22 protein-coding genes and 1 other annotated feature are annotated in these 23,154 nt (G+C 46.7%); of the genes, 14 read left to right on the top strand and 8 right to left on the bottom strand.

What is annotated here, in order from left to right:
- The first annotated feature begins 46 nt into the window (after positions 1-46).
- Positions 47-790 carry a YciK family oxidoreductase gene (locus tag L4D76_RS02820; protein WP_428439414.1) on the top strand — a complete coding sequence of 248 codons (744 nt, stop codon included), beginning with the start codon at positions 47-49 and terminating at the stop codon, positions 788-790.
- 159 nt (positions 791-949) lie between these two features.
- Here L4D76_RS02820 and rluB read toward each other — a convergent pair whose 3' ends face one another.
- The 3 genes from rluB to rnm form a co-directional block, all read right to left on the bottom strand.
- Positions 950-2,113, bottom strand: a complete 1,164-nt coding sequence (gene rluB, locus L4D76_RS02815; protein WP_428439413.1) for a 23S rRNA pseudouridine(2605) synthase RluB — start codon at positions 2,111-2,113, stop codon at positions 950-952.
- Between the two features lie 173 nt (positions 2,114-2,286).
- Positions 2,287-2,907, bottom strand: coding sequence for an L-threonylcarbamoyladenylate synthase (locus L4D76_RS02810; RefSeq protein WP_428439412.1), 621 nt, complete (start codon positions 2,905-2,907; stop codon positions 2,287-2,289).
- On the bottom strand, positions 2,904-3,797 hold the full coding sequence (gene rnm, locus L4D76_RS02805) for an RNase RNM (protein ID WP_428439411.1): 894 nt from the start codon (positions 3,795-3,797) through the stop codon (positions 2,904-2,906). The genes L4D76_RS02810 and rnm overlap by 4 nt, the downstream gene beginning before the upstream one ends.
- Before the next feature lie 136 nt (positions 3,798-3,933).
- Positions 3,934-4,029 (top strand) — a sequence feature (Trp leader region).
- A gap of 106 nt (positions 4,030-4,135) precedes the next feature.
- Between rnm and L4D76_RS02800 the strand changes: the two genes are divergently transcribed.
- From L4D76_RS02800 to gspS2, 12 genes are all read left to right on the top strand, one after another.
- The gene (locus L4D76_RS02800; protein WP_428439410.1) at positions 4,136-5,149 is read left to right on the top strand and encodes a bifunctional 3-deoxy-7-phosphoheptulonate synthase/chorismate mutase; all 1,014 of its coding nucleotides are present in this window, start codon (positions 4,136-4,138) and stop codon (positions 5,147-5,149) included.
- Positions 5,146-6,756 carry an anthranilate synthase component 1 gene (locus L4D76_RS02795; RefSeq protein WP_428439409.1) on the top strand — a complete coding sequence of 537 codons (1,611 nt, stop codon included), beginning with the start codon at positions 5,146-5,148 and terminating at the stop codon, positions 6,754-6,756. Before L4D76_RS02800 ends, L4D76_RS02795 begins: the two co-directional genes overlap by 4 nt.
- Positions 6,757-6,766: 10 nt before the next feature.
- Entirely contained in the window at positions 6,767-7,384 is a 618-nt protein-coding gene (locus tag L4D76_RS02790) for an aminodeoxychorismate/anthranilate synthase component II (RefSeq protein ID WP_428439408.1), read from the top strand.
- 18 nt (positions 7,385-7,402) lie between these two features.
- Complete coding sequence (trpD, locus tag L4D76_RS02785) at positions 7,403-8,413, top strand: anthranilate phosphoribosyltransferase (RefSeq protein WP_428439407.1); 1,011 nt, start codon at positions 7,403-7,405, stop codon at positions 8,411-8,413.
- A 2-nt stretch (positions 8,414-8,415) separates the two neighbouring features.
- Positions 8,416-9,786 (top strand): bifunctional indole-3-glycerol-phosphate synthase TrpC/phosphoribosylanthranilate isomerase TrpF, encoded by a 1,371-nt coding sequence (gene trpCF, locus L4D76_RS02780; protein ID WP_428439406.1) that lies wholly within the window; start codon positions 8,416-8,418, stop codon positions 9,784-9,786.
- A gap of 15 nt (positions 9,787-9,801) precedes the next feature.
- Complete coding sequence (trpB, locus tag L4D76_RS02775) at positions 9,802-10,992, top strand: tryptophan synthase subunit beta (RefSeq protein WP_428439405.1); 1,191 nt, start codon at positions 9,802-9,804, stop codon at positions 10,990-10,992.
- Complete coding sequence (trpA, locus tag L4D76_RS02770; RefSeq protein WP_428439404.1) at positions 10,992-11,801, top strand: tryptophan synthase subunit alpha; 810 nt, start codon at positions 10,992-10,994, stop codon at positions 11,799-11,801. Before trpB ends, trpA begins: the two co-directional genes overlap by 1 nt.
- 324 nt (positions 11,802-12,125) lie before the next feature.
- Entirely contained in the window at positions 12,126-13,379 is a 1,254-nt protein-coding gene (locus L4D76_RS02765; protein WP_428439403.1) for a dicarboxylate/amino acid:cation symporter, read from the top strand.
- 187 nt (positions 13,380-13,566) lie between these two features.
- Positions 13,567-14,109 carry a septation protein A gene (locus L4D76_RS02760; RefSeq protein ID WP_428439402.1) on the top strand — a complete coding sequence of 181 codons (543 nt, stop codon included), beginning with the start codon at positions 13,567-13,569 and terminating at the stop codon, positions 14,107-14,109.
- A gap of 18 nt (positions 14,110-14,127) precedes the next feature.
- Positions 14,128-14,526: an acyl-CoA thioester hydrolase YciA gene (yciA, locus tag L4D76_RS02755; protein WP_428439401.1), complete on the top strand. Its 399-nt coding sequence runs from the start codon at positions 14,128-14,130 to the stop codon at positions 14,524-14,526.
- 384 nt (positions 14,527-14,910) lie between these two features.
- Complete coding sequence (locus L4D76_RS02750) at positions 14,911-15,210, top strand: YciI family protein (RefSeq protein WP_428439400.1); 300 nt, start codon at positions 14,911-14,913, stop codon at positions 15,208-15,210.
- Between the two features lies 1 nt (position 15,211).
- Entirely contained in the window at positions 15,212-15,598 is a 387-nt protein-coding gene (gene gspS2 / locus L4D76_RS02745) for a type II secretion system pilot lipoprotein GspS-beta (protein WP_428439399.1), read from the top strand.
- 87 nt (positions 15,599-15,685) lie between these two features.
- On the opposite strand, the gene L4D76_RS02740 is transcribed toward gspS2, so the two are convergent.
- From L4D76_RS02740 to L4D76_RS02725, 4 genes are all read right to left on the bottom strand, one after another.
- Positions 15,686-16,624, bottom strand: a complete 939-nt coding sequence (locus L4D76_RS02740; RefSeq protein WP_428439398.1) for a class I SAM-dependent methyltransferase — start codon at positions 16,622-16,624, stop codon at positions 15,686-15,688.
- Positions 16,625-16,977: 353 nt separating this feature from the next.
- Positions 16,978-17,184 carry a hypothetical protein gene (locus L4D76_RS02735; RefSeq protein ID WP_428439397.1) on the bottom strand — a complete coding sequence of 69 codons (207 nt, stop codon included), beginning with the start codon at positions 17,182-17,184 and terminating at the stop codon, positions 16,978-16,980.
- 176 nt (positions 17,185-17,360) lie between these two features.
- Positions 17,361-18,047 carry a TIGR01621 family pseudouridine synthase gene (locus L4D76_RS02730; RefSeq protein WP_428439396.1) on the bottom strand — a complete coding sequence of 229 codons (687 nt, stop codon included), beginning with the start codon at positions 18,045-18,047 and terminating at the stop codon, positions 17,361-17,363.
- A 209-nt stretch (positions 18,048-18,256) separates the two neighbouring features.
- Entirely contained in the window at positions 18,257-19,591 is a 1,335-nt protein-coding gene (locus L4D76_RS02725) for a sodium-dependent transporter (RefSeq protein WP_428439395.1), read from the bottom strand.
- A gap of 455 nt (positions 19,592-20,046) precedes the next feature.
- Here L4D76_RS02725 and cls point away from each other — a divergent pair, with 455 nt between their 5' ends.
- Positions 20,047-21,504, top strand: coding sequence for a cardiolipin synthase (cls, locus tag L4D76_RS02720; protein WP_428439394.1), 1,458 nt, complete (start codon positions 20,047-20,049; stop codon positions 21,502-21,504).
- Positions 21,505-21,809: 305 nt separating this feature from the next.
- Here cls and yiaY read toward each other — a convergent pair whose 3' ends face one another.
- Positions 21,810-22,958, bottom strand: coding sequence for an L-threonine dehydrogenase (gene yiaY / locus L4D76_RS02715; RefSeq protein WP_428439393.1), 1,149 nt, complete (start codon positions 22,956-22,958; stop codon positions 21,810-21,812).
- Positions 22,959-23,154 lie beyond the last annotated feature (196 nt).

The following is a 23,154-nucleotide window of genomic DNA, read 5'->3' as shown; positions in this document are numbered from 1 at the left end:
ATGGCAATACAATAGGAAAAACTAAAAACTGATAAGGAAGTTATACGTGGAATATCAAATTGCTGCAGATTCGCTCAAAGATCGTGTCATTTTGGTCACCGGGGCTGGTGAGGGCATTGGTCGAGAGGCAGCCATTAGCTATGCCGCTCACGGCGCAACCGTTATTTTGCTTGGTCGCACTGTCGCGAAACTGGAAGCCGTTTACGATGAAATAGAGGCGCTGGGATATATTCAGCCTGCCATCATTCCACTCGACCTGCAAGGCGCGACCAAACAACACTATATCGATATGGTTGAAACCATTGAAGAACAATTCGGCCGTTTGGACGGTGTATTGCACAATGCCGGGTTACTCGGGGTATTAAGCCCGTTTGATCAGCTGGGCGAAGATACCTTTGACGATGTCATGCAGGTGAATGTCAAAGCACAGTTCCTACTGAGCCAAGCGGTTATGCCTTTAGTCAAGAAAGCGGAAGATGGCCGTATTGTGTTCACCTCATCAACCGTGGGTCATGAAGGCCGTGCATTCTGGGGAGCGTATTCTATTTCGAAGTTTGCGACTGAAGGGATGATGCAGGTACTGGCTGACGAACTCAGCAACAGTAACGTTCGTGTCAATGCAATCAATCCAGGGGGCACTCGCACGGGTATGCGGGCCAAAGCCTTCCCTGCAGAGGATGCCAGCCAGTTAAAAACGCCTAAAGATATTATGCCGCTATACCTGTATCTGATGGGGCCGGAAAGCAAGGACGTGAATGGCCAGTGCATTGATGCGCAGCCTAAAGATTAGGAATGAGATACGAGTTTCGAGAAACTAGAAACTAGAAACTAGAAACTAGAAACTAGATTACTAAAATCTCATCCCGAAGAAACCAGATGCAGTTTTTACCCCAACAAAAAGCCGACGCAATTGCGTCGGCTTTATTATTCTCACTCGATAAGACGGATCTTATTTACGAGTGCGTGGTTTAGCCGGCTTATTGGCTAACGGGTTGCGGCGGTTAGCAGCATTACCTGAAGGTTTACGCTTACCAGGTGTACCAGATGCCGACTGGCTATCTGAAGGCTTACGTTTGCCTTGAGGGGCCGAACCGGTAGACGGTTTGCCACTGTTAGGTTTACCGCTAGCCATAGGTTTACCGTTCGTCATAGGCTTACCACTCGGTTTGCCATTTGACGGCTTACGTTTACTCTGAGCCTTCTGATCTTCAGCGGCATTACGGCTTGAAGAACGACGTTCTTCATTGTTACGACCGCGACGACCACGAGGAGCTTCGCTAGCACGTTCTTCATGACGGCGTACCGCACGACGGATCTGACGAACACCTTTCTTACGTTTCAGGCCTTCAACCGTCAACAAGGTTGTTTCTTCAGGTGCAAGCTCAACGGCTTCGCGCAGGTAGTTGACGTCTTTAAGCTCAAGCTCCATCCAACCACCACGCGGCATATCTTTCGATAAATAGATATCACCATAACGTACACGTTTCAGACGGCTAACCGTTACCCCTTGTGAATCCCACAAGCGACGTACTTCTCGGTTACGTCCCTCCGTGATCATCACGTAGAAGGTATGGTTCATACCTTCACCACCGGCATACACTACGTCTTCAAAACGTGCCATGCCGTCTTCCAGCTTCACGCCCTTAACCAGGTTTTTAACCATCTGCTCAGTCACGTCACCGAAAACGCGTACCATATATTCACGTTCAACTCGGTGGCTTGGATGCATCAGGCGATTAGCCAATTCACCATCTGTGGTAAATAACAGCAAACCTGACGTGTTAGCATCAAGTCGGCCTACAGAAACCCAACGACCACTCTCTAAACGCGGTAAGCGATCGAAAACAGTACGACGACCTTCAGGATCACTGCGAGTACATAGCTCACCTTCCGGCTTGTTATATACCAGTACACGACATACTTCATCAGAAGTTGCGACCATTTCAATCTTGTGACCATCGATACGAACGGTAACATTAAGGTCATCGAGACGATCACCTAATTTTGCCACCTTACCGTCAATACTCACTCGACCATTCTGGATCATTAATTCGATCTCGCGACGAGACCCCTGGCCAGAACGAGCCAGCACCTTCTGTAATTTTTCACTCATCAGACAAACCTTTGTCACCTTCACAGGCGTCGAAACATCATCGAAAAAACACTTTAAGCCATCTTAAAGCGACCGCGCATTATGCCAAAAACTTCGCATAGATGCTATCGGTAAACATAAAAAGCACAGTAAAGCCGGATTAGCTTTACTGCTCAACAGCTCACGCCCAACATTTACTCAAATGGGCTTGGATCCCCGGCTCCGACTCGCAACACTTTCATTTCGTCATCGCTAAAATCAATCACCGTGGTTGGTTGCTCACCTAAATAACCACCGTTCATAATCAAATCTACCGCATGTTCTAATTTATCGCGGATATCTTCCGGATCAGATTCAGCAATATCACTATTTGGCAAAATTAGACTGGTCGACATCAGTGGCTCACCCAGCGCTTCTAACAAAGCCAGTGCAATCGCATTATCCGGAATACGAATACCGATGGTTTTACGTTTCGGATTCATCAAACGACGCGGTACTTCCTTGGTGCCTTTAAAAATAAAGGTGTAAGCGCCCGGCGTATTACTACGCAATAAACGAAACGCGACATTATCAACACGGGCATATGTGGCTATCTCAGAAAGGTCGCGGCATAACAAGGTAAAATTATGCTTATCATTGAGCCGGCGGATCTGACAAATGCGCTCTAGCGCTTGTTTGTTTTCAAGCTGGCAACCAAGGGCATAACCTGAATCGGTTGGATAAATAACCACTCCGCCATTGCGCACGATAGCCACCGCTTGATTAATCAGACGGGTTTGCGGGGTTTCAGGGTGAACATAAAAAAATTGACTCATTCTTCCTCCGGTGACGATTCCAACTGTATCGGAACCGGCTCATCGACTCGCTTCTTTTCAACACTCCACTCTTGCCAAACTTCCGTTACGCCTTTCGGTAACCATAAGTTACGGCCGAGTTCCGTCCACGGCGACGGATAATGAAAATCAGAGCCTTGCGAAGCCAGTAAATTATAAGTGATCGCATAATCCCCTAAGGTGCGACGTTCTTGTTGTCCTTGTTGCGGCTGTGCCACTTCCATGGCGTCGCCTTTGGCCTCAACAAATGCTGCTAACACACGCTTTAGCCATTTTGCTGTCATTTTATAACGACCCGGATGTGCCAGTACGGCTTGTCCGCCGGCCGCATGAATGACGGCCACCGCTTCAGCAATAGAACACCAGCTCGGCGGGACATAACCAGGATGACCGCGGGTTAAGAATTTCTTGAATACTGCCTGCATGTTTTTGGCATAACCTTGCTCAACTATCCAGCGAGCAAAGTGTGCACGCGTAATTGTTGCGCCAGCAGCAAGTGCCATCGCGCCTTCATAGGCACCCGGCATATTGTTTTTTTCCAGACGGGCGGCAATCTCTAGAGCTCTCACCAAACGACGTTCTGCTTGCTCTTGGATCAACTTCACCATTTCTGGATGATCCGGATCAATGTTTAAACCCACGATATGAATATCAAAATTACGCCAAAGCGTCGATATTTCAATACCTTTGATGAGAGTTAGAGGCAATTTATCTTCATCAATTGCCTGTTGTGCCGGTAGTAGCCCCGCTACCGTATCGTGATCGGTAATCGCAAGCGCATCAACCCGACGTTCAACCGCTCTTTTCACCAACTCTTGGGGTGAGATGCACCCATCAGATGCCGTGGTATGGCTATGTAAATCAAACAACATAATTTTATTTCTGACTTTATCTCTTGACTTTACATCAGCGAACTAGTCTACTAGTACGCAATTACCCGTTGTAAGAATTCACTCACAGGACTTTTACATGTTACAGCAAATTCATCATCAGCTCTGCGCTTTCTTGATCACTTGGTGGTGGCACTTCCCAATGCGGGTGGTGTGATTAGCTGTACCTTACGGACAGAATAGACACAAACCCGCCTGGTGCGGGTTTTTTTATATAAAAAATTCAAGTTAAACAAAAGTTTACCAGCTCGGTGCCCAGAACCTAAATTGGACCAAAGCAGGTCAAACAGCGTCGGCATCGCACTCAACAGGATTACATGATGATTATCGTACTAAAACCAAATGCAACAGAAGAACAAGCAAAAGAAATTCTGAACCGAATTGAAACATCCGGCCTGAAACCCCTTTATATGCCAGGTGTAGAACGCATTGTTCTGGGCGCTTTAGGCGATGAACGGGTACTGCAAAAACTTCATCTTGATGCTTACCCTTGTGTTGAAACCGTTAAACCTATTTTGACTAAATACAAAATGGTCAGCCGCGAAGTACAAGCACACGACACGGTGGTACGCTTCGGCAATGCCGCTGTCGGGGGCAATAAGTTTGCGGTGATTGCGGGTCCGTGCTCAGTCGAATCAGAAGAGCAGTTGATGGCTGTCGCTGAAGTCGTAAAGAAACACGGGGCGGTTGCACTACGTGGTGGCGCTTATAAGCCACGTACCAGCCCCTATGATTTCCAGGGGCTTGGCATCGAAGGTTTGAAATTACTGCAAAAAGCCAATCATCAGTTAGGCATGCCTACGGTATCTGAGGTCATGGAAGTCAGCCAGGTTGATTCAATGTGTGAATATGTCGACTGCTTACAGATTGGCGCCCGTAATATGCAAAACTATGCTTTGTTAAAAGCTGTGGGCGAAAGTAAAAAACCGGTCTTGCTCAAACGCGGACTTTCAGCCACTATCGAAGAGTTGCTATTGGCCGCAGAATACATTTACGACGCAGGTAACCCGAATATTATTCTGTGTGAACGTGGTATTCGCACCTATGAAACAGCAACACGCAATACGCTGGATCTGAACGCCGTCGCTTATCTGAAGCAACGTACTCACCTTCCGGTTGTGGTTGATCCCAGCCATGGAACAGGTGTGCGTGAGCTGGTTATTCCACTATCGCGCGCGGCGGCGGCTGTAGGTGCTGATGGTATTATTGTCGAATCTCATCTTAACCCATGTGAAGCTTTATCTGATGGCCACCAGGCACTGACAGGTCCAATGTTCGAACAGTTAATGCAAGAACTAAAACCGTTTGTAGAAGCGGCAGGGAGAACGCTGTGAATACGACCCCACTAGGTGTCGGCGAGCTAGAAGTGCTCAGCCTTGATGTACCTTATGTAGCGGACCCGACGGAACTTTATTACTCCGTTTGTGGCAGCCGCTCACATAACCTGTTATTGGAATCGGCAGAAGTCGATTCTAAACAAGATTTAAAAAGCCTGATGCTGATTGATGCGGCGGTGCGCATTGTGTGCCGTGGTACTGAAGTACGGTTAGAAGCATTAACCGACAATGGTCTGAGCGTACTGCAAACCATTGAAACCACTATTTCTGACAACATTAGCACAGCGCGTGAAAGCCGCTGTTTAGTCCTGAATTTCCCAACGGCTGAACGTGCCGTCGACGAAGATAGCCGTCTGCGCCAAACATCATCATTTGATGCATTACGTATGATTCAGCATGCATTCGATACCTCAGGGCATCCGCAAGAAGCACTGTTCCTGGGTGGTTTATTTGCTTACGATTTAGTCTCAGGTTTTGAACCGTTGCCAGACGTTGAGCAGGATAATAACTGCCCTGATTACCTGTTCTATATTGCTGAAACACTGCTGGTTATCGACCACCAGCGTCGTAAAGGTAAATTGCAGGCGACCTTGTTTGGTGGTGATGATTATGCTGCCAGCTACTTCGAATTAAGCCGTCGTCTGCAGCACATCAAAGAAGCCTGTCTGGAGCCTAAACCGCTTCCGGCACCTGAGCTACTGGAAAGTTGCGAACCGGAGCTCAGCATCAGTGACAGAGAATTTTGCCAGACGGTCGAACAGTTAAAGCAATATGTCATTGCTGGTGATGTATTCCAGGTCGTGCCTTCACGTCAGTTCCGCCTGCCTTGCCCTTCACCTCTGAACGCTTATAAAGAGCTGAAGATCGGTAACCCGAGTCCATACATGTTCTTCCTGCAAGATGCAGAATTTACCCTGTTTGGCGCATCACCAGAAAGTGCACTTAAATACTGCACCCAGAGCAACCAGGTCGAAATCTATCCTATCGCAGGTACCCGCCATCGAGGCAAAAATCCAGACGGCTCAATCAATCTCGACTTAGATGGCCGTATCGAGCTTGAACTGCGCAGCGATATGAAAGAAAACGCCGAACACATGATGCTGGTCGATCTGGCCCGAAATGATGTGGCACGTATCAGTACACCGGGTAGTCGTTACGTCGCTGATTTATTGAAAGTTGACCGCTACAGTCATGTGATGCACCTGGTATCGCGTGTAGTTGGCCAGCTGCGCGACGATTTAGATGCCCTGCACGCATACCAGGCATGCATGAACATGGGAACACTGACCGGCGCACCTAAGATCCGCGCAATGCAACTGATCCGCAATGTCGAGCGACGTCGACGCGGCAGTTATGGCGGCGCGGTGGGGTATTTGACCGGTCACGGTGATATGGATACCTGTATCGTTATCCGATCTGCTTATGTTGAAGAGGGTATCGCCAGTGTTCAGGCGGGTGCCGGTGTCGTGTACGACTCAATACCACAAGCCGAAGCCGATGAAACCCGTAGCAAGGCGCAAGCGGTGATCACCGCAATTCGCAAGGCGCACAGTGCACCGCTTCAGACTCAGTACAGCCAAACCCAACATAACCCGAATAAATAAGGAGCCGGAAATGACACAAGCACATATCGTCCTGCTGGATAACTTTGACTCCTTTACTTATAACCTGGTCGATCAATTCCGCTCGCTGGGTTATCCGGTCACCATTTACCGTAACAGCCTGAGTGTTATCCAGATGGAGCGGGCGCTGGGTGAAAAAGACAATCCGGTACTGGTACTGTCACCAGGCCCGGGCGCACCTGCCGATGCCGGTTGCATGCCAGCGCTTATCCAGCGCGTTAAAGGTAAAGTGCCAATCATTGGTATCTGCCTCGGTCATCAGGCCATTGTTGAAGCTTACGGCGGTAAAGTCGAAGGAGCCGGTGATATCGTTCACGGCAAAGCGGCGATGATGACCCATAACCATCACCCGGTATTTGACGATTTACCCAATCCGCTCTCCATTGCCCGCTACCATTCATTAGTCGCTACACGCGTACCGGAAAGCTTGGAAAATATTGCTGATGTGAATGGCCTGGTTATGGCGGTTACCAATGATGCCGATCGCGTTTGTGGTTTCCAGTTCCACCCTGAATCGATTCTCACGACTCAAGGTGCACAACTACTCACAAATACACTGAACTGGGTGACGTCGACGTCACTGACAAACGCGAACACCAGCAACGAATAAGATACAGGGAGAGAGATCATGGATGCAGTAATTTATACCATTGCAAATAAATTATACGAACAACAAGCACTGACTCAGGATCAAAGTCAGACGCTGTTTGATGCCATTATTAAAGGTGACGTTGACCCTATATTACTTTCGGCAGTATTGACGGCGCTGAAAATTAAAGGGGAAACACCGGCAGAGATAGCTGGCGCAGCACGTGCATTGCTGGCAAACGCCAATCCATTCCCAAGCCCTGACTATGATTTTGCCGACATTGTCGGTACCGGCGGCGATGGCGCTAACACCATCAATATTTCTACCACAGCGGCTTTCGTTGCTGCGGCCTGCGGCGTAAAAGTGGCAAAACACGGTAACCGTGGAGTATCGAGCAAATCCGGCTCCTCGGATCTGCTGGATAAATTCGGTATCAACCTGGCGATGAGCCCAGAGAATGCCCGCGGCGCGTTAGATGAGCTGGGCGTATGCTTCCTGTTTGCGCCTGAATATCACGGCGGCGTCCGCCATGCGATGCCGGTTCGTCAGACACTGAAAACCCGCACTATCTTTAACGTGCTTGGCCCGTTGATCAACCCGGCACGTCCTAAAATTGAACTAATGGGTGTATATGACGAGGCATTAGTTCGTCCTATCGCCGAAACCATGGCAGCAATGGGCATGAAACGTGCGGCAGTGGTTCACGGTTCGGGTTTGGACGAAGTCGCTATCCACGGTGAGACGCATGTTGCCGAGATCATTAATGGCGAAATCAAAGAATACACCTTAACACCCGCTGATTTTGGCCTTGAAACGTATCCTTTGGAAGCCATTAAAGGTGGCGAGCCGGAAGAAAACCGCGCCATCATCACCAATATCCTGACCGGTAAAGGCACTGACGCCCAGCAAGGTGCCGTCGCAGTGAATGTCGCACTGTTGCTGCGCCTGTTCGGCCAGGAGGATTTAAAAGCCAACGCCCAAAGAGCGATTGATGCCATCCAATCTGGCAAAGCATATGAACTGGTTGAAAAACTGGCAGCACGAGGTTAATCATGGAAACAGTACTTGCGAAAATTGTTGCTGATAAACGTATTTGGGTTAGTGAACGCCAAAAGCAGCAACCATTAGACAGCTTTATCGATCAATTGAAACCAAGTGATCGCAGCTTTTATGATGCACTGTCGACTGATACGGCCGCGTTCATTCTTGAGTGTAAAAAAGCGTCGCCATCAAAAGGCCTGATCCGTGACGACTTCGACCTTGATTACATTGCGCAGATCTACAACGGTCATGCCAATGCAATCTCGGTATTGACTGACGAGAAATACTTCCAGGGCAATTTTGATTTCCTGCCACTGGTTCGGCGTCAGGTAAAACAACCGGTGTTGTGCAAAGACTTTATGATCGACACCTATCAGGTGTATCTGGCGCGCCACTATCAGGCCGATGCCATCCTGTTGATGCTTTCCGTCCTCAGCGATGACGAATACCGTGAACTGGCCGCCGTGGCGAATAAACTCAACCTAGGTATTTTGACTGAAGTCAGTAACGAGCAAGAGCTGGAACGCGCCATAGCGCTACAGGCCAAGGTCGTGGGTATCAACAACCGCAACCTGCGCGATTTAAGTATTGATCTCAACCGCACCAAAGAGCTGGCCCCTCGCCTGCCGGAAGAGACGATTGTTATTTCTGAGTCTGGTATTTATAACAACCAGCAGGTGCGTGAATTATCCGCCTATGCCAACGGCTTCCTGATCGGCAGCTCGCTGATGGCAGAAGAAAATCTTGAGTTAGCGGTTCACCGGGTGTTGTTTGGTGAAAACAAAGTCTGTGGCCTGACCCATGCCGATGACGCCTCGGCAGCATATCAAAGCGGCGCGGTATATGGCGGCCTGATTTTTGTGTCATCTTCGCCACGTCAGGTGGATATCGAGCAGGCGCGTATGATCATGAGTGGTGCACCATTGAAATACGTCGGTGTGTTCCGTAATGCTGATCCGGATGCGGTTAAAAAAGCGGCTGAATACCTGTCGCTGTCTGCTGTTCAGCTTCATGGCGATGAAACCCCGGAATATGTACAAGGCCTGAAAGCCCAGCTACCTGCCGGCTGCGAGATCTGGAAAGCCCATGGGGTTACCGACGAAATCCCGGATTTAAAACGATGGCAAGCCGACAGGCATCTGCTAGACAGTAAAGTCGGTCAGCAAAGTGGCGGTACCGGTAAAACATTTAACTGGTCACTGCTAACTGAAACAGAAAAAGAACATATCCTGCTGGCTGGCGGATTAACCCCTGACAATGTTAGCGAAGCCGTAAAACTAGGCTGCTGGGGACTAGATTTAAACTCTGGTGTTGAAAGTACACCAGGTAAGAAAGATCGAAAAAAATTGAATGCGGCATTTGCGGCAATCAGAAAGTATTAAGGATTACAGGTAATTATGAGCAAATTAGATGCCTATTTCGGCGAATTTGGTGGCCAGTATGTACCGCAGATCCTGGTTCCGGCGTTAGATCAACTTGAAGCTGCTTTTATAGAAGCGCAGCAAGACCCGGCTTTTCAGGAGGAGTTCATAAACTTACTGAAAGATTATGCTGGCCGTCCAACCGCATTAACCCTGTGTCAGAACCTGACAAAAGGCACCAAAACCAAGCTGTATCTGAAACGTGAAGATCTGTTGCACGGCGGCGCACACAAAACCAATCAGGTGCTCGGCCAGGCACTGCTGGCAAAGCGGATGGGTAAAAAAGAAATCATCGCAGAAACCGGGGCCGGTCAACATGGTGTTGCGACGGCACTCGCTTGTGCTTTGCTTAACCTGAAATGCCGTGTTTACATGGGTGCCAAAGACATGGAACGTCAGAGCCCGAACGTATTTCGAATGAAACTGATGGGCGCTGAAGTGATCCCTGTTCATTCGGGTTCAGCGACACTAAAAGATGCCTGTAATGAAGCAATGCGTGACTGGTCTGGCAGCTATGAAAAAGCACACTATCTATTAGGTACTGCGGCGGGTCCCCATCCGTTCCCGACTATTGTCCGTGAATTCCAGCGCATTATTGGCGAAGAAACCAAAGTGCAGATCCTGGAAAAAGAGGGCCGCCTGCCAGATGCCGTCATTGCTTGTGTCGGCGGCGGCTCTAATGCCATCGGCATGTTTGCCGATTTCATTGATGACTCAGAGGTTGGCCTGATTGGTGTTGAGCCTGCAGGTAAAGGTCTGGATACCAATATGCACGGTGCACCGCTTAAGCACGGTAAACTGGGGATCTTCTTTGGTATGAAAGCACCACTGATGCAGGATGAGCACGGTCAAGTAGAAGAGTCTTACTCGGTATCTGCAGGGCTTGATTTCCCGTCGGTCGGTCCTCAGCACGCTCACCTGAACGCGACAGGCCGTGCTGAATATGGTGCTGTGACTGATGATGAAGCGCTTGATGCCTTCCAGTCACTGGCTCGTAATGAAGGTATTATTCCGGCACTGGAATCCGCTCACGCCCTGGCCTATGCGTTAAAAATGATTAAAGAAGCGCCTGATAAAGAACAACTACTGGTTGTTAACCTTTCTGGCCGAGGCGACAAAGACATTTTCACTGTACACGATATTCTGGATGCTAAGGGAGCGCTGTAATGGATCGTTATCAATTATTATTTAACCGCCTGGCGGAAAAAAATGAAGGCGCATTTGTTCCTTTTGTGACCATCGGCGATCCGACGCCAGAACAATCAATGAACATCATTGATACGCTTATCGAATCAGGTGCTGATGCCCTGGAGCTGGGTATTCCATTCTCTGATCCGCTGGCTGATGGCCCAACAATTCAAGGAGCCACTATTCGCGCTCTGGAATCTGGTACAACACCTGCGGTTTGCTTTGATCTGCTTGCTCAGATCCGTGCTAAATATCCTGAACTGCCGATTGGCCTGCTAATGTACGCTAACCTGGTTTTTACCAATGGCATTGATACCTTCTACAAGAAATGTGCTGATGCAGGAGTCGATTCCGTCCTCATTGCTGATGTGCCGGTAAAAGAGTCTGCAGAGTTTCGTGAAGCCGCCGAAAAACACAGCGTCCACCCGATTTTTATCGCACCACCTAATGCTGATGAAGCCACGCTAAAAACGGTGTCAGAATTTGGCGGTGGTTATACCTATCTGCTTTCGCGCGCGGGTGTAACGGGTGCTGAAACGAAGGCCGGAATGCCGATCAATCATCTGCTGGAAAGCTTACAGGCATTTAACGCGCCACCAGCGCTATTAGGTTTCGGTATTTCAGAACCGGCACAAGTTAAAGAAGCGCTGGAAGCAGGTGCGGCAGGTGCAATCTCAGGTTCAGCAGTGGTTAAAATTATCGAGCATAATCTGCAAAATCACCCAGCAATGCTGGATCAGCTCGGCCAGTTTATCAGTAGCATGAAGGCCGCCTGCCGACTTAGCTAATACTTGATAGAAGCCACAAAAACCGCACAATTCGTGCGGTTTTTTGTTTGGAATAACAGTTCAGAAATCCCTCCATTACCAGACAAGGAGAAGGTAAAAATCAAGAATATCGACATTTACATCTAACATGTCAGGAATAACTGAAATAATCTCACCCATCACATACCAGAAAGAAATACTTGCGGAACAATGCATCGGAAATAATTATTGATAATGCCTAAAATTGCGTGTAAAAACACATCTGCAATATATTGAGTTAACATTTATAACAACAGCAGCACTTAACTCGGTGCAGAATTAACAAACACGACAGAGGTATCGAAAGTGTTAAAAGAAAAAGGATTATTAGGCAACATCGGCGTACAAGTCGTTATTGCGATGGTTGTTGGTACTATTGCCGGCGCATTGATGGGGCCTTCGGCCAGCATCTTTGCACCTTTAGGTAATATCTTCATTCACTTGATTAAAATGCTGGTTATCCCGCTTGTTGCGGTTGCTATCATTTCGGGAGCTGCAGGGCTTGGTAACAGCCATTCCGCAGGTAAAATTGGCCTGGCAACCTTAGGCTTCTTTGGTTTCACTTCAGCAGTCGCCGTTGCACTGGCATTGGTTATGGGTGAAGTTTTCCAGCCAGGCATCGGTGTTGATCTGTCTGGTGTTGAAGGCATCTTCTCTAATGCTTATGCTACAAAAGGTGATATACCTTCATTCTGGGCAACCATTCTGGGCATGATCCCAACTAACGTTTTCCAGTCCCTGAATGAAGCTAACATCCTGCAAATTCTGGTGTTCTGTCTGTTCTTCGGTATCGCCGTATCCAAGCTGGAGAAAGAGCGTCGCGATCCGCTGATCAATGGCGTAAATGCGATTGTTGATGCCATGGTGTGGATGATCAACGTTGTCATGAAGATCGCCCCATTAGGTGTATTCGGTCTGATGGCTGATGCAGTGGGTACCTTCGGTTTCAGCGCCCTGATGGTTGTATTCAAGCTATTCGTGGTGTACGTCGCGGCAATTCTGATCTACGGTTTCGTTTTCTACCCGTTAATGATTAAGGTGTTTAGTAAAACTTCACCACTCAAATTCCTTGCTGCAATGAAGAAACCGCAGGCTGTTGCGCTTTCTACCGCATCATCAATGGCTACCCTGCCGGTAACCATGGAAACCTGTGAAGAAGAGCTGGGCGTTAAAAACGCAACGGCTTCGTTTGTACTGCCGTTGGGTGCGACCATCAATATGAGTGGCAACGCAATCTACTACGGATTAGTGGCTATCTTCTTTGCGCAAATGTTCAATATTGATCTGGGCATGAGTGCATACATTGCGATTATCGTTACTTCAACTCTGGGTGCGGTTGGTCAGGCCGGTGTGCCGGGACCATCATTCCTGGTTGTGGCGGTATTACTATCGGCGGGTATTCCAATCGAAGGTTTGCCGTTACTGTTCGCTCTTGACCGTATCTTCGACATGATCCGTACTGCACTAAACATTACGGGTGATGCCGCATGTGCCGTTATCGTTGATAATCTTGTTAAAGATGAAGCCGATGAAATGAGTCCAGAAGCACAACAGGCATAAGAAGGATCCATTAATCCTTATCCCTGGACATAGGAAGGCTGCAGAGTTAAATCTGCAGCCTTTTTTGGTTATACCAATCGTTATACCCAAGCCACCTCAAGATGTGAGATTTCTGCATCTTGAGGTGGCTTGGGTATAGAAGCTCACGGTATACTTATAAGACATTAAACACAGAGGTTGCCATTTAATGAAACAACTGCTCGATTTCATCCCTTTGATCATCTTTTTTATCTTATATAAAACCCACGATATTTTTGTTGCTACAGGTGCACTAATGATTGCGACGGCAATTCAGGTAGCACTGACCTGGTTCTTATACAAAAAAGTTGAAAAAATGCAGCTGATCACTTTTGTGATGGTCACACTGTTTGGCGGGCTAACTCTGTTTCTGCATGATGAGGACTTCATTAAGTGGAAAGTCACCATTATCTATGGCATTTTTGCTATCGGTTTAGCCTTTAGCCAGCTAGTACGCAAACCTCTGATAAAAACCATGCTCGGCAAAGAGATCACCTTAGCCGAGGCGATATGGATGCGCATCAATCTGGCCTGGACAGGTTTTTTTGTCATCTGCGCTATCGTCAACATCTATATCGCGTTCAATTTCCCTCTTGATGTCTGGGTTAATTTTAAAGTCTTTGGCTTATTAGCCTTAACTTTGATTTTTACCCTTGCCACGGGCGGTTATATTTACCACCATATGCCCAAAGAAACCGATTCAAAACAGTAGTAGAGTCCTTAAACGATAATGAACACAGAAAATAGCATCCCACGCGGGCAACTTCTGCTTCGCACCCTGGCAATGCCAGCAGATACCAATGCCAATGGCGACATTTTTGGTGGCTGGATCATGTCCCAGCTTGACCTTGCAGGTGCAATCCTGGCAAAAGAAATTTCAGGCGGTCGTGTCGTTACTGTTTCTGTCGACAGTATTGCGTTTAAAGCCCCTGTAAGTGTGGGCGATGTAGTATGTTGCTACGGTGAATGTAAGCGTATTGGTAACACCTCAATGAGTGTCGCGCTGGAAGTCTGGGTGAAGCCTGTCGCCCATGAAGGTATTGGCGAACGTTACAGAGTATGTGAGGCAACCTTTAACTATGTTGCCATTAACAGCGAAGGCAGACCTCGGCCAATTAAAAAAGCCTAAGTGACTCAGTAAAATGTAGTCTCGGCCTGCAAAAAAGCCTGAACGTCTAGTTCAGGCTTTTTTTATTGGGTACTATAGGGAAGCTATACCAATCGGGACAATTATCTGATCAATTCAGAGCGTTGCCAGCCGTTTGAGAGCAAACCAAATTGATGAAGATATAGTCGCTCTACATCAAAGCAATTTGGAGTAGCTATCGAGCGGCTGGCACGCTCCCGAAAGGCGAGTTGAAAGGGCTCAGCTACTGTGTTGCTTGATTTTGATGGATATGAATACACCTACAATCAAGCGCCTTGTATCTGAACCCTTTCATTCTCGCTGAATGACCAGATTATTATCCCGATTGGTATTAAATCACCTAAATAAGAAGGGAGTAACAAGCGAATGTGGTATGTGATTTTTTCTCAAGATGTTGAAAACAGTTTAGAGCGCCGTTTGAGTGTGCGTGAAAAGCATCTTGCCCGCTTGAAGGATCTGCAAGCCGAAGGGCGCCTTCTTGTTGCTGGCCCAATGCCTGCAATCGATAGTGAAAACCCGGGAGAAGCCGGCTTTACAGGCTCAACAGTCATTGCCGAGTTTAATTCTTTGGAAGATGCACAGTGCTGGGCCAATGCCGACCCATATATCGACGCTGGCGTTTATGAGAACGTCATTGTTAAACCATTCAAGAAAGTATTGCCATAGTATGTTGAAGAAAATTGTAGCACTTGGCGCCCTTCTAATATTAGGTGGCTGCGCCTCAACCCAAGATGATGCCGCCCGTGCGCTTGCAGAAAGCCGAGCCGTCTCAATCAACAATAAAGCCCCTTATAATAAGGTCGACCAATATCAGGTCATGAAGGCTCAGGCGCGTGATAAAACGGTAGAGATCACCATTCTTTATGGTGGCGGCAGCAAAATTGCACCATCACAGGCTGCGAAAACAGCCGCCAGCAATTACTGTAATAGCGAAGAAATTACCCCGCTGTTTAATGAAGGCGTCAGCTATAACATCGTGATTATGGATATGCGCGGTCGCAAGATGGTTGAGCAGATAGTATATACCGACTACTGTAAACAGCTTGCTCAGTAACCGCTTAGTTTATCAAGCATTTTCTTTTAGATAGAACAAGCTTTATCGCCCCTTCAGTATTACGTCAATATCCTGAAGGGGTGCTATTTAGTCCCGTGTGAAAACTAACGCTTTCAAGCCACCTTCAGGATCAATATCGTTAAATTCAGGCGGGTTCTCTAAACGCTGCTTAAAGACCAAATCTGGCGCTTCAGTTGCCATCCCGTCGATAAGAAACTGTGATGAAATGGAAGGATCATTCACACAAGCTAAAACAGTGCCATTTTCAGTCAGCAATTCAGGCAAGCGACGTAAGATTTTTTGATAGTCTTTGGTTAAAGCAAAACTACCTTTCTGGAAGGATGGCGGATCAATCACAATCAGATCATAAGGGCCGAACTTTCTCACTTTGCCCCAAGACTTAAATAACTCATGGCCTAAGAAGCTCACCTTCTTCAAATCATGACGGTTAAGATGGTGATTATCGCGACCACGCCCCAGTGCCGACTTTGACATATCCAGATTAACAACATGCTCTGCCCCACCCTCAATAGCGGCGACAGAAAAACCACAGGTATAAGCAAACAGGTTAAGGACGCGCTTACCTGCAGCATTGTCTTGTACCCACTGACGGCCATAGCGCATATCAAGAAACAAACCATTATTCTGGTTACGCCCAAGATCCAGCTTGAACGTCAGGCCATTTTCAACAACATTCTGGTGATCAGAACTTTCACCCCATAATACTTCAGTAGGTGCACCCGGACGATCACGGTGTTGTAAGAGCAATGATGTTGCATCACTTTGTTGCCACACATTAGTTTCAGTCAGTGACATTAACAGAGAGTGCAATGCATTCAAAAAGGCTTCGGAAGGCTCCTTAAACAAGGAAATCAGGATTTGTCCTTGCAACCAGTCAACGGTGACTTGCTCTAAGCCAGACCAGCAACGGCCACGACCATGAAATAGGCGACGAACTTCTACAGGTGGTGTAGTCAATTCCGCAATCAGATGTTGTTCTAAGGTAGGTAGCGCGCTGGTTTCCATAACTCTACTGGGTTTATTGAAATAAGGGCGCTATTCTATACCCAAACCACCTCAAGATGCGAGATTCAGAGCTTCCTCTGGGAACTCAATTCGAATGAAATGAGTGTAGGAATGGCGAGCCCTTTCAAACACATTTTGTGAAGAAGTGATTTTCCAGAGGAGCTCCCAAAGGGCGAGTTTCATTGGCTTTTATTCTGTGTTAGCCATTCTCTAAATAGAACCACTATTCACTCAAATGGCTTCCTTGACTAAAAGCCAATGAATTCTCGCTGAACTCTGCATTTTGAGGTGGCTTGGGTATAATAAGCTTAAGTTCCGAACACCACTGAATGTCATACTTTTATGGTTAACAATTAGGCAACCAACTTCAACTGCTCTTCTGGGAGGCGATTATTCGCGAGGACGACATATTCAGCGGTAATACGCACTTGTCTTTGACGTTTGATACGGTTTTTAATTTTTTGACTATTGCGGCGGATTGACGCTAGGCACCAAAAATGAGATTGGGTTTTTTTCTTTTTAAGACGCATGCGATGCGATACTGAGCGGGTAAGGCGCATTTTATTCCTCAAACCAGGTAAATCCTAGGCCGGCATTATATGTGATCTATATCAACAATATAATTGCGCTTGCTCAATTCCCCTCAGATTAGCGATAAAAAAAGGACTTTTTATCGCTTACGGCTTCACTTCTTATCTCAGTCCTCATTTCTAACAGTCAAAGACGCTAATTCAGTTCACTTCTTAACCGACAGATTAGGCCAAGTCAGCTCCCATGGGCTCTGCCATTCAGTGAGCGCTTGTTTCACTTCCTCAGTTTGCCATAGCACGCCAGCTTCAGGCGGACAAAGGAATTGCTGTTTTTCACCTTGATAAGGAAACGATAAGGCAAAAGCATGTAAATAGCCGCGATCCGCAGCTTCACAACCATATATCTCATCACCGGTGATGCCAGATCCGACACTTCTTAATGCCACTCGGATCTGATGGGTTTTACCCGTATGGGGTTTGCATAAGAACAAACGGCGACCGTTTCCTGCGGCAGTAGAAAAGAACTGGGTTATCGCTGGATTTTCCTTGCTCGATTCAAGCTTCCAACTGCTTCTGCGAGAGCGAGTCATATCACCGATGACAACACCTTGTTTCTTCTTAGGCTTTTTAGTTCCGATTGCCACATAAAACTTTTCGACATCTCGGTTAGCAAAGTTAGCTGACAGCTCTGCTGCTGCTTTACGGTTGCGACCTAATAGCAGTAAACCTGACGTCATCTTATCTAACCGATGGATCAGATATAGTTTTTCATCGCCGGTCTGTTTAGCCACTTCGGCAAGTAAGGGCTGATCGTTATCATCTTTATGAACACTCACTCCGTGATGTTTATTGATAACCAGAAAGTCAGAATGTTGATAAACCAGAGTGAACATACCTATGCCCCGAAAAGTGAACGATGAGACGCTCTTTAAAAGAGGCGCAGTATCCGCGAAACAACGTTTGCCGTCAATCTTATACCGAAGAGGACAATTATCCCCATTGGTATAAGTTCCATCGTATAAATGCTACAGATATAAGACAATAAATAGACAAAAGCCGCTCATCATGAGCGGCTTTTTATCTTCAGTCTTCACTTTCTTTATCAGGCAAAGAACACCATCAACATCATAATTGGACAAACAACACGTACATACCAAGGCCAGATTTTCCAGAACAGACCTTGTTCCAGCTCCGGGTAACCTTCTTTGATTTCTTTCAGTACTTTGTCACGTTTCCACACCCAACCAACAAGTAAAGCGAACAACATACCCAAAATTGGCTGTGCATATTCAGTGGTTAAAGAAATGACCAAACCAAATAAATCACCGAAGTTAAATACGATAAGCGCAGAGAACAAGGTGATCAGACCGCCAATCCACCAAACCGCTACTTTTCGGTCTTGGTTCAGCTCTTCGGTTGCACATGCTACAGGCACTTCAAGCATTGAAATCGATGAGGTTAAAGCTGCAATCACCATCAGCACGAAGAACATCACGCCGACAAACAGACCACCAGCACCCATGGTATTGAACATGGCAGGAAGTACACTGAAGATCAAAGTATCTGAATCCAGCAATGCACCCGCCTCGTTGTAGATTTCTACACCGTTGTGCTGCGCGACGAACATCGCAGGTAAAATAAGCATACCGGCAATAAAGGCTACAGAAGTATCAAGCAAGGCAACCTGCGCTGCCGTTTTTGGTAAATTCGCATCTTTTTTCAGGTAAGAGCCATATACCATCATTGAACAGACACCCAATGACAGTGAGAAGAAGGCCTGGCCCATTGCACTCACAACCAAATCTGGGCTGAGGTGTGAAAAATCTGGCACCAGATACATTTTCAGACCTTCCATTGCCCCTTCCTGGGTCAGAATGTAAGCCACCATGACAACAAACAAAATCAACAGTACAGGCATTAATCGGGTTGACCAGCGTTCAATACCGTTAGCAACACCATTACGTACGACCATAATAGTCAGCACCATAAAGGCAACCATCAGAATCAGGTTACGACTGGCACTGAATGATTCCAGCCAGACTGCCGCATCCACAAAACCAATGGCTTCGAGTATAGGCCCAACAAGGAAGCCAAATAACCAACCCGCAACAATGGCATAAAAACTGAGGATCATAGATACCGCAATCATACCCGCGATACCCAGAACGGTTGCGGCACCTCGTTGCTGAGGCCAAATCGAACGAATTGATTTAATTGGGTTTGCACTGCCGTAACGACCAATCGTCAGTTCTGCTACCAACAATGGGTAAGCCAACGCAAAAACCATTAATAGATAAACTAAAAGAAAAACAGCACCACCGTTACTTGCCGCCTGGGTTGGAAACCCCCAAATATTGCCAAGACCAACCGCTGAACCGGCTGCTGCCAAGATGAATCCTATCCGTGAGCTAAATTGCGCTCTTGAGCTACTAGCCATACTACTTCTCTAATGATATGTGTTTGATTATGTCGCTGTTTGCATTGTCGCCGACCCGCCCCTGTAAAGTATTGTGTACACTTGATGAATACCAATTCCTTTACCATTACTGGCAAGTAGAACAGTTTAATAATACAATGTGAAGCTTGCGTTTCTATTTTTTGATCTATCACTCTTATTTAACAAAAAACCAACCTCTTTTGGTTAGATTTTAGCCGCTAGTCAAACAATTATTTTGTATTCATCCTATCTAGCTAGAACTTTTAGCTTCTCTCTGTTACGTCCAATCCATCTATACCCACACCACCTCAAGATGCAGAGTTCAGCGAGAATTCATTACCTTTCAGACAAGGCGACACGATTCAGATATTGATCTGAATTGGTATTAAGGCTATGTTTCTTTAATGAAAAGATGCAGAATAGAAACAACATAATCGGTCTGATAAGTCATTCACATGGAACAGTTTTATCAAGTTTTAGCCTGGGTAGCTGTATTTGTTTACTGGCTGATTATTGCCGGTGTAACCATTCGTGTGGTATCCAAACGCCGTGTTGTTGGTGTCTCTCTCGCCTGGCTGATGATCATCTATATCATCCCCATCGGCGGCATCATATTTTATTTCTTATTTGGCGAACTCAAACTAGGTAAAAAACGAGCTGAACGCGCTAAAGAAATGCTTGTTCCGTTTGCTGACTGGTTCCAACACCTCAGCGATTGTCCGGGCTACCAACCCCAGTTAATGAGCAAAAATGCCCGTCCTATCAGTGATTTGTGCGAAAACCGATTGGGTATTCCGGGGCTATCCGGCAACACACTTTCGATACAAGATTCACCACATAAGATATTACGTTCACTGATCGACGACATTGAACAGGCAACAGAATCGGTGCATTTTGAATTTTATATCTGGCATCCGGGTGGATTAGCCGATGAAGTGGCCATCACACTTATTAATGCAGCAAAACGTGGCGTATCGGTCAAATTACTACTCGATTCTGCCGGTAGTATGCGTTTCTTCCGCTCTCACTGGCCGAAGTTGATGCGTCATGCGGGGATTGAGATCACTGAAGCCCTTGCCGTTACCCCTTTGCGTGTGTTCCTGCGACGCCTGGATTTACGCCAGCACCGAAAAATCGTGGTTATCGATAGCCAGATTGCTTATACCGGTTCAATGAACTTGGTCGATCCTGAGCATTTCAAAGTTGATGCCGGCGTCGGCCAATGGGTTGATGTTATGGTTCGCCTGACAGGCCCCGCAGTCTCTATTCTTAATGGCATCCAAGCTTGGGATTGGGAGGTGGAAACAGGTGAACGCTTCTTACCGCCCCTACCTACTGGCGAAGTCAAACCATCAGCAGAAAATACCGATACTGTACAAGTGATCCCCTCCGGCCCGGGCATGCCAGATGAAATTATTCACCAAGTGTTACTACTCAGTATTTACCAGGCGCAAGAAAGCGTGGTAATCACTACGCCTTATTTTGTACCCAGTGAACACTTACAACACGCCCTTAAAGGTGCATCACAACGTGGGATCAGCGTTCACATCATTGTGCCTGATAAAAACGACTCAGTGATGGTGGAATGGGCCAGCCGCTCCTTTTTTAGTGAATTACTCAGCGCTGGTGTGAAGATCCATCGTTTCCATGGTGGGTTATTACATACCAAATCTGTCATTATTGATGACAGCCACTGCTTAATTGGCACCGTCAATTTGGATATGCGCAGTTTATGGCTGAACTTTGAAGTCACCATGGCTATTGATGATTTGGAATTCACCCAACAGCTGAGCTGGCTGCAACAAGAGTATATTAAAGGTTCAACTTGCCTGGATGAAAAAGAGTGGGCCCAACGTCCGGTACTCAATAAACTCATTGAGCAGTTATTTTATATGTTTAGTCCGTTGCTGTAACAGAAATCGTCATCATTATCTGATCCCCCTTAAATAGCCATTTTAAATCCTCATTCAATATGGCTCATTAATGAGCTCATAAAAGTAAAGACGAGGTCATTAGCCTTTACCCTCCCTAAACCATCGTCTAATACCTATATAAAAATACTTTGAAAAGAGATAACCACGATTATACCCAATTCATTAATTTCTGAATGATTAGATAATTAATGGATTGGGTCTTAGAGGCAAAAAAAAACGGGCAACACTTTCGTGTTGCCCGTTTTTATTTTTATCTGGCGTTATGCCATACGATTAATACCGTATTACATCGCTGCAGTATAAATTGCCGAAATTTCTTCGTGCGTTGCTTGTTTCGGGTTAGTAAAACCACAAGCATCTTTCAGTGCGTTATCCGCAAGAATCGAAATATCTTCATCCTTCGCACCAAGCTCTTTCAGACCAGCCGGGATACCAACATCTTTAGACAGTACCTGAATTGCTTCCAGCGCTGCATCAGCACCTTGCTCTGCTGTCATACCTTCTACATTTACGCCCATTGCTTTTGCAACATCACGAAGACGCTCAGGGCACACTTGTGCGTTGTAACGCTGAACATGAGGAAGCAGTACCGCATTACATACACCGTGTGGCAGATCGTAGAAACCACCTAACTGGTGCGCCATTGCGTGTACATAACCCAGTGATGCATTGTTGAATGCCATACCTGCCATGAACTGTGCGTATGCCATTTGCTCACGCGCTTCCAGGTTCTGGCCATCTTTAACAGCGGTACGCAGGTTAGCCTGAATCAATTCCATTGCTTTGATAGCAACGGCATCAGTAATTGGTGTTGCCGCAATTGAAACGTACGCTTCGATAGCGTGAGTCAGTGCGTCCATACCTGTTGCCGCTGTTAGCGAAGCAGGCTTAGCAAGCATTAGCTTAGGATCATTAACAGACATCAGCGGTGTTGTGTTCTTGTCAACGATCGCCATCTTGATGTGACGCGCTTCATCAGTAATGATGCAGAAACGAGTCATTTCAGAAGCTGTACCCGCTGTTGTATTAATTGCAATCAGCGGCAACTGAGGCTTAGCAGACTGGTCAACACCTTCGTAGTCACCAATCTTGCCGCCGTTAGCAGCCACAAGTGCAATACCTTTCGCACAGTCGTGTGGAGAGCCGCCACCAAGAGAGATCACACAGTCACACTCGTTTGCTTTTAGCAGTTTAAGACCCGCTTCAACGTTGCCGATTGTTGGGTTTGGTTGTGTACCGTCAAAAACAACAGATTCGACTTCACGCTCAGAAAGCAGATCCGCTACCTGCTTCACCATGCCGATTTGGCTTAGGATTTTATCAGTAACAATCAACGCTTTTTTAAAGCCTTGTGCTTTTACAGCATCTACAGCTTCAGTTAGGCAGCCAGCACCCATTAGGTTTACTGTTGGGATGAAAAATGCACTAGTCATTATAAAACTCCATAATTATCAAATACTAATTACGATAGCACTCTGTTAAAGCTTAAATATTCCGTTCTATACGCCGGATATTCTAACAGCTGAGCAAATACACTATATGTAATGAGTATCATCGAATTCACGACTTTTCGCTTGAGTTGTTTTATACCACCTAGCGATTGTGTCGAAACATGATCTCGGACAATGT

The organism is Photobacterium sagamiensis (genome assembly GCF_050337085.1).
Lineage (GTDB): Bacteria > Pseudomonadota > Gammaproteobacteria > Enterobacterales > Vibrionaceae > Photobacterium > Photobacterium sagamiensis.
The sequence above is the reverse complement of the archived record's forward strand: the minus strand, read 5'-3'. Positions and strand labels throughout refer to the sequence as shown.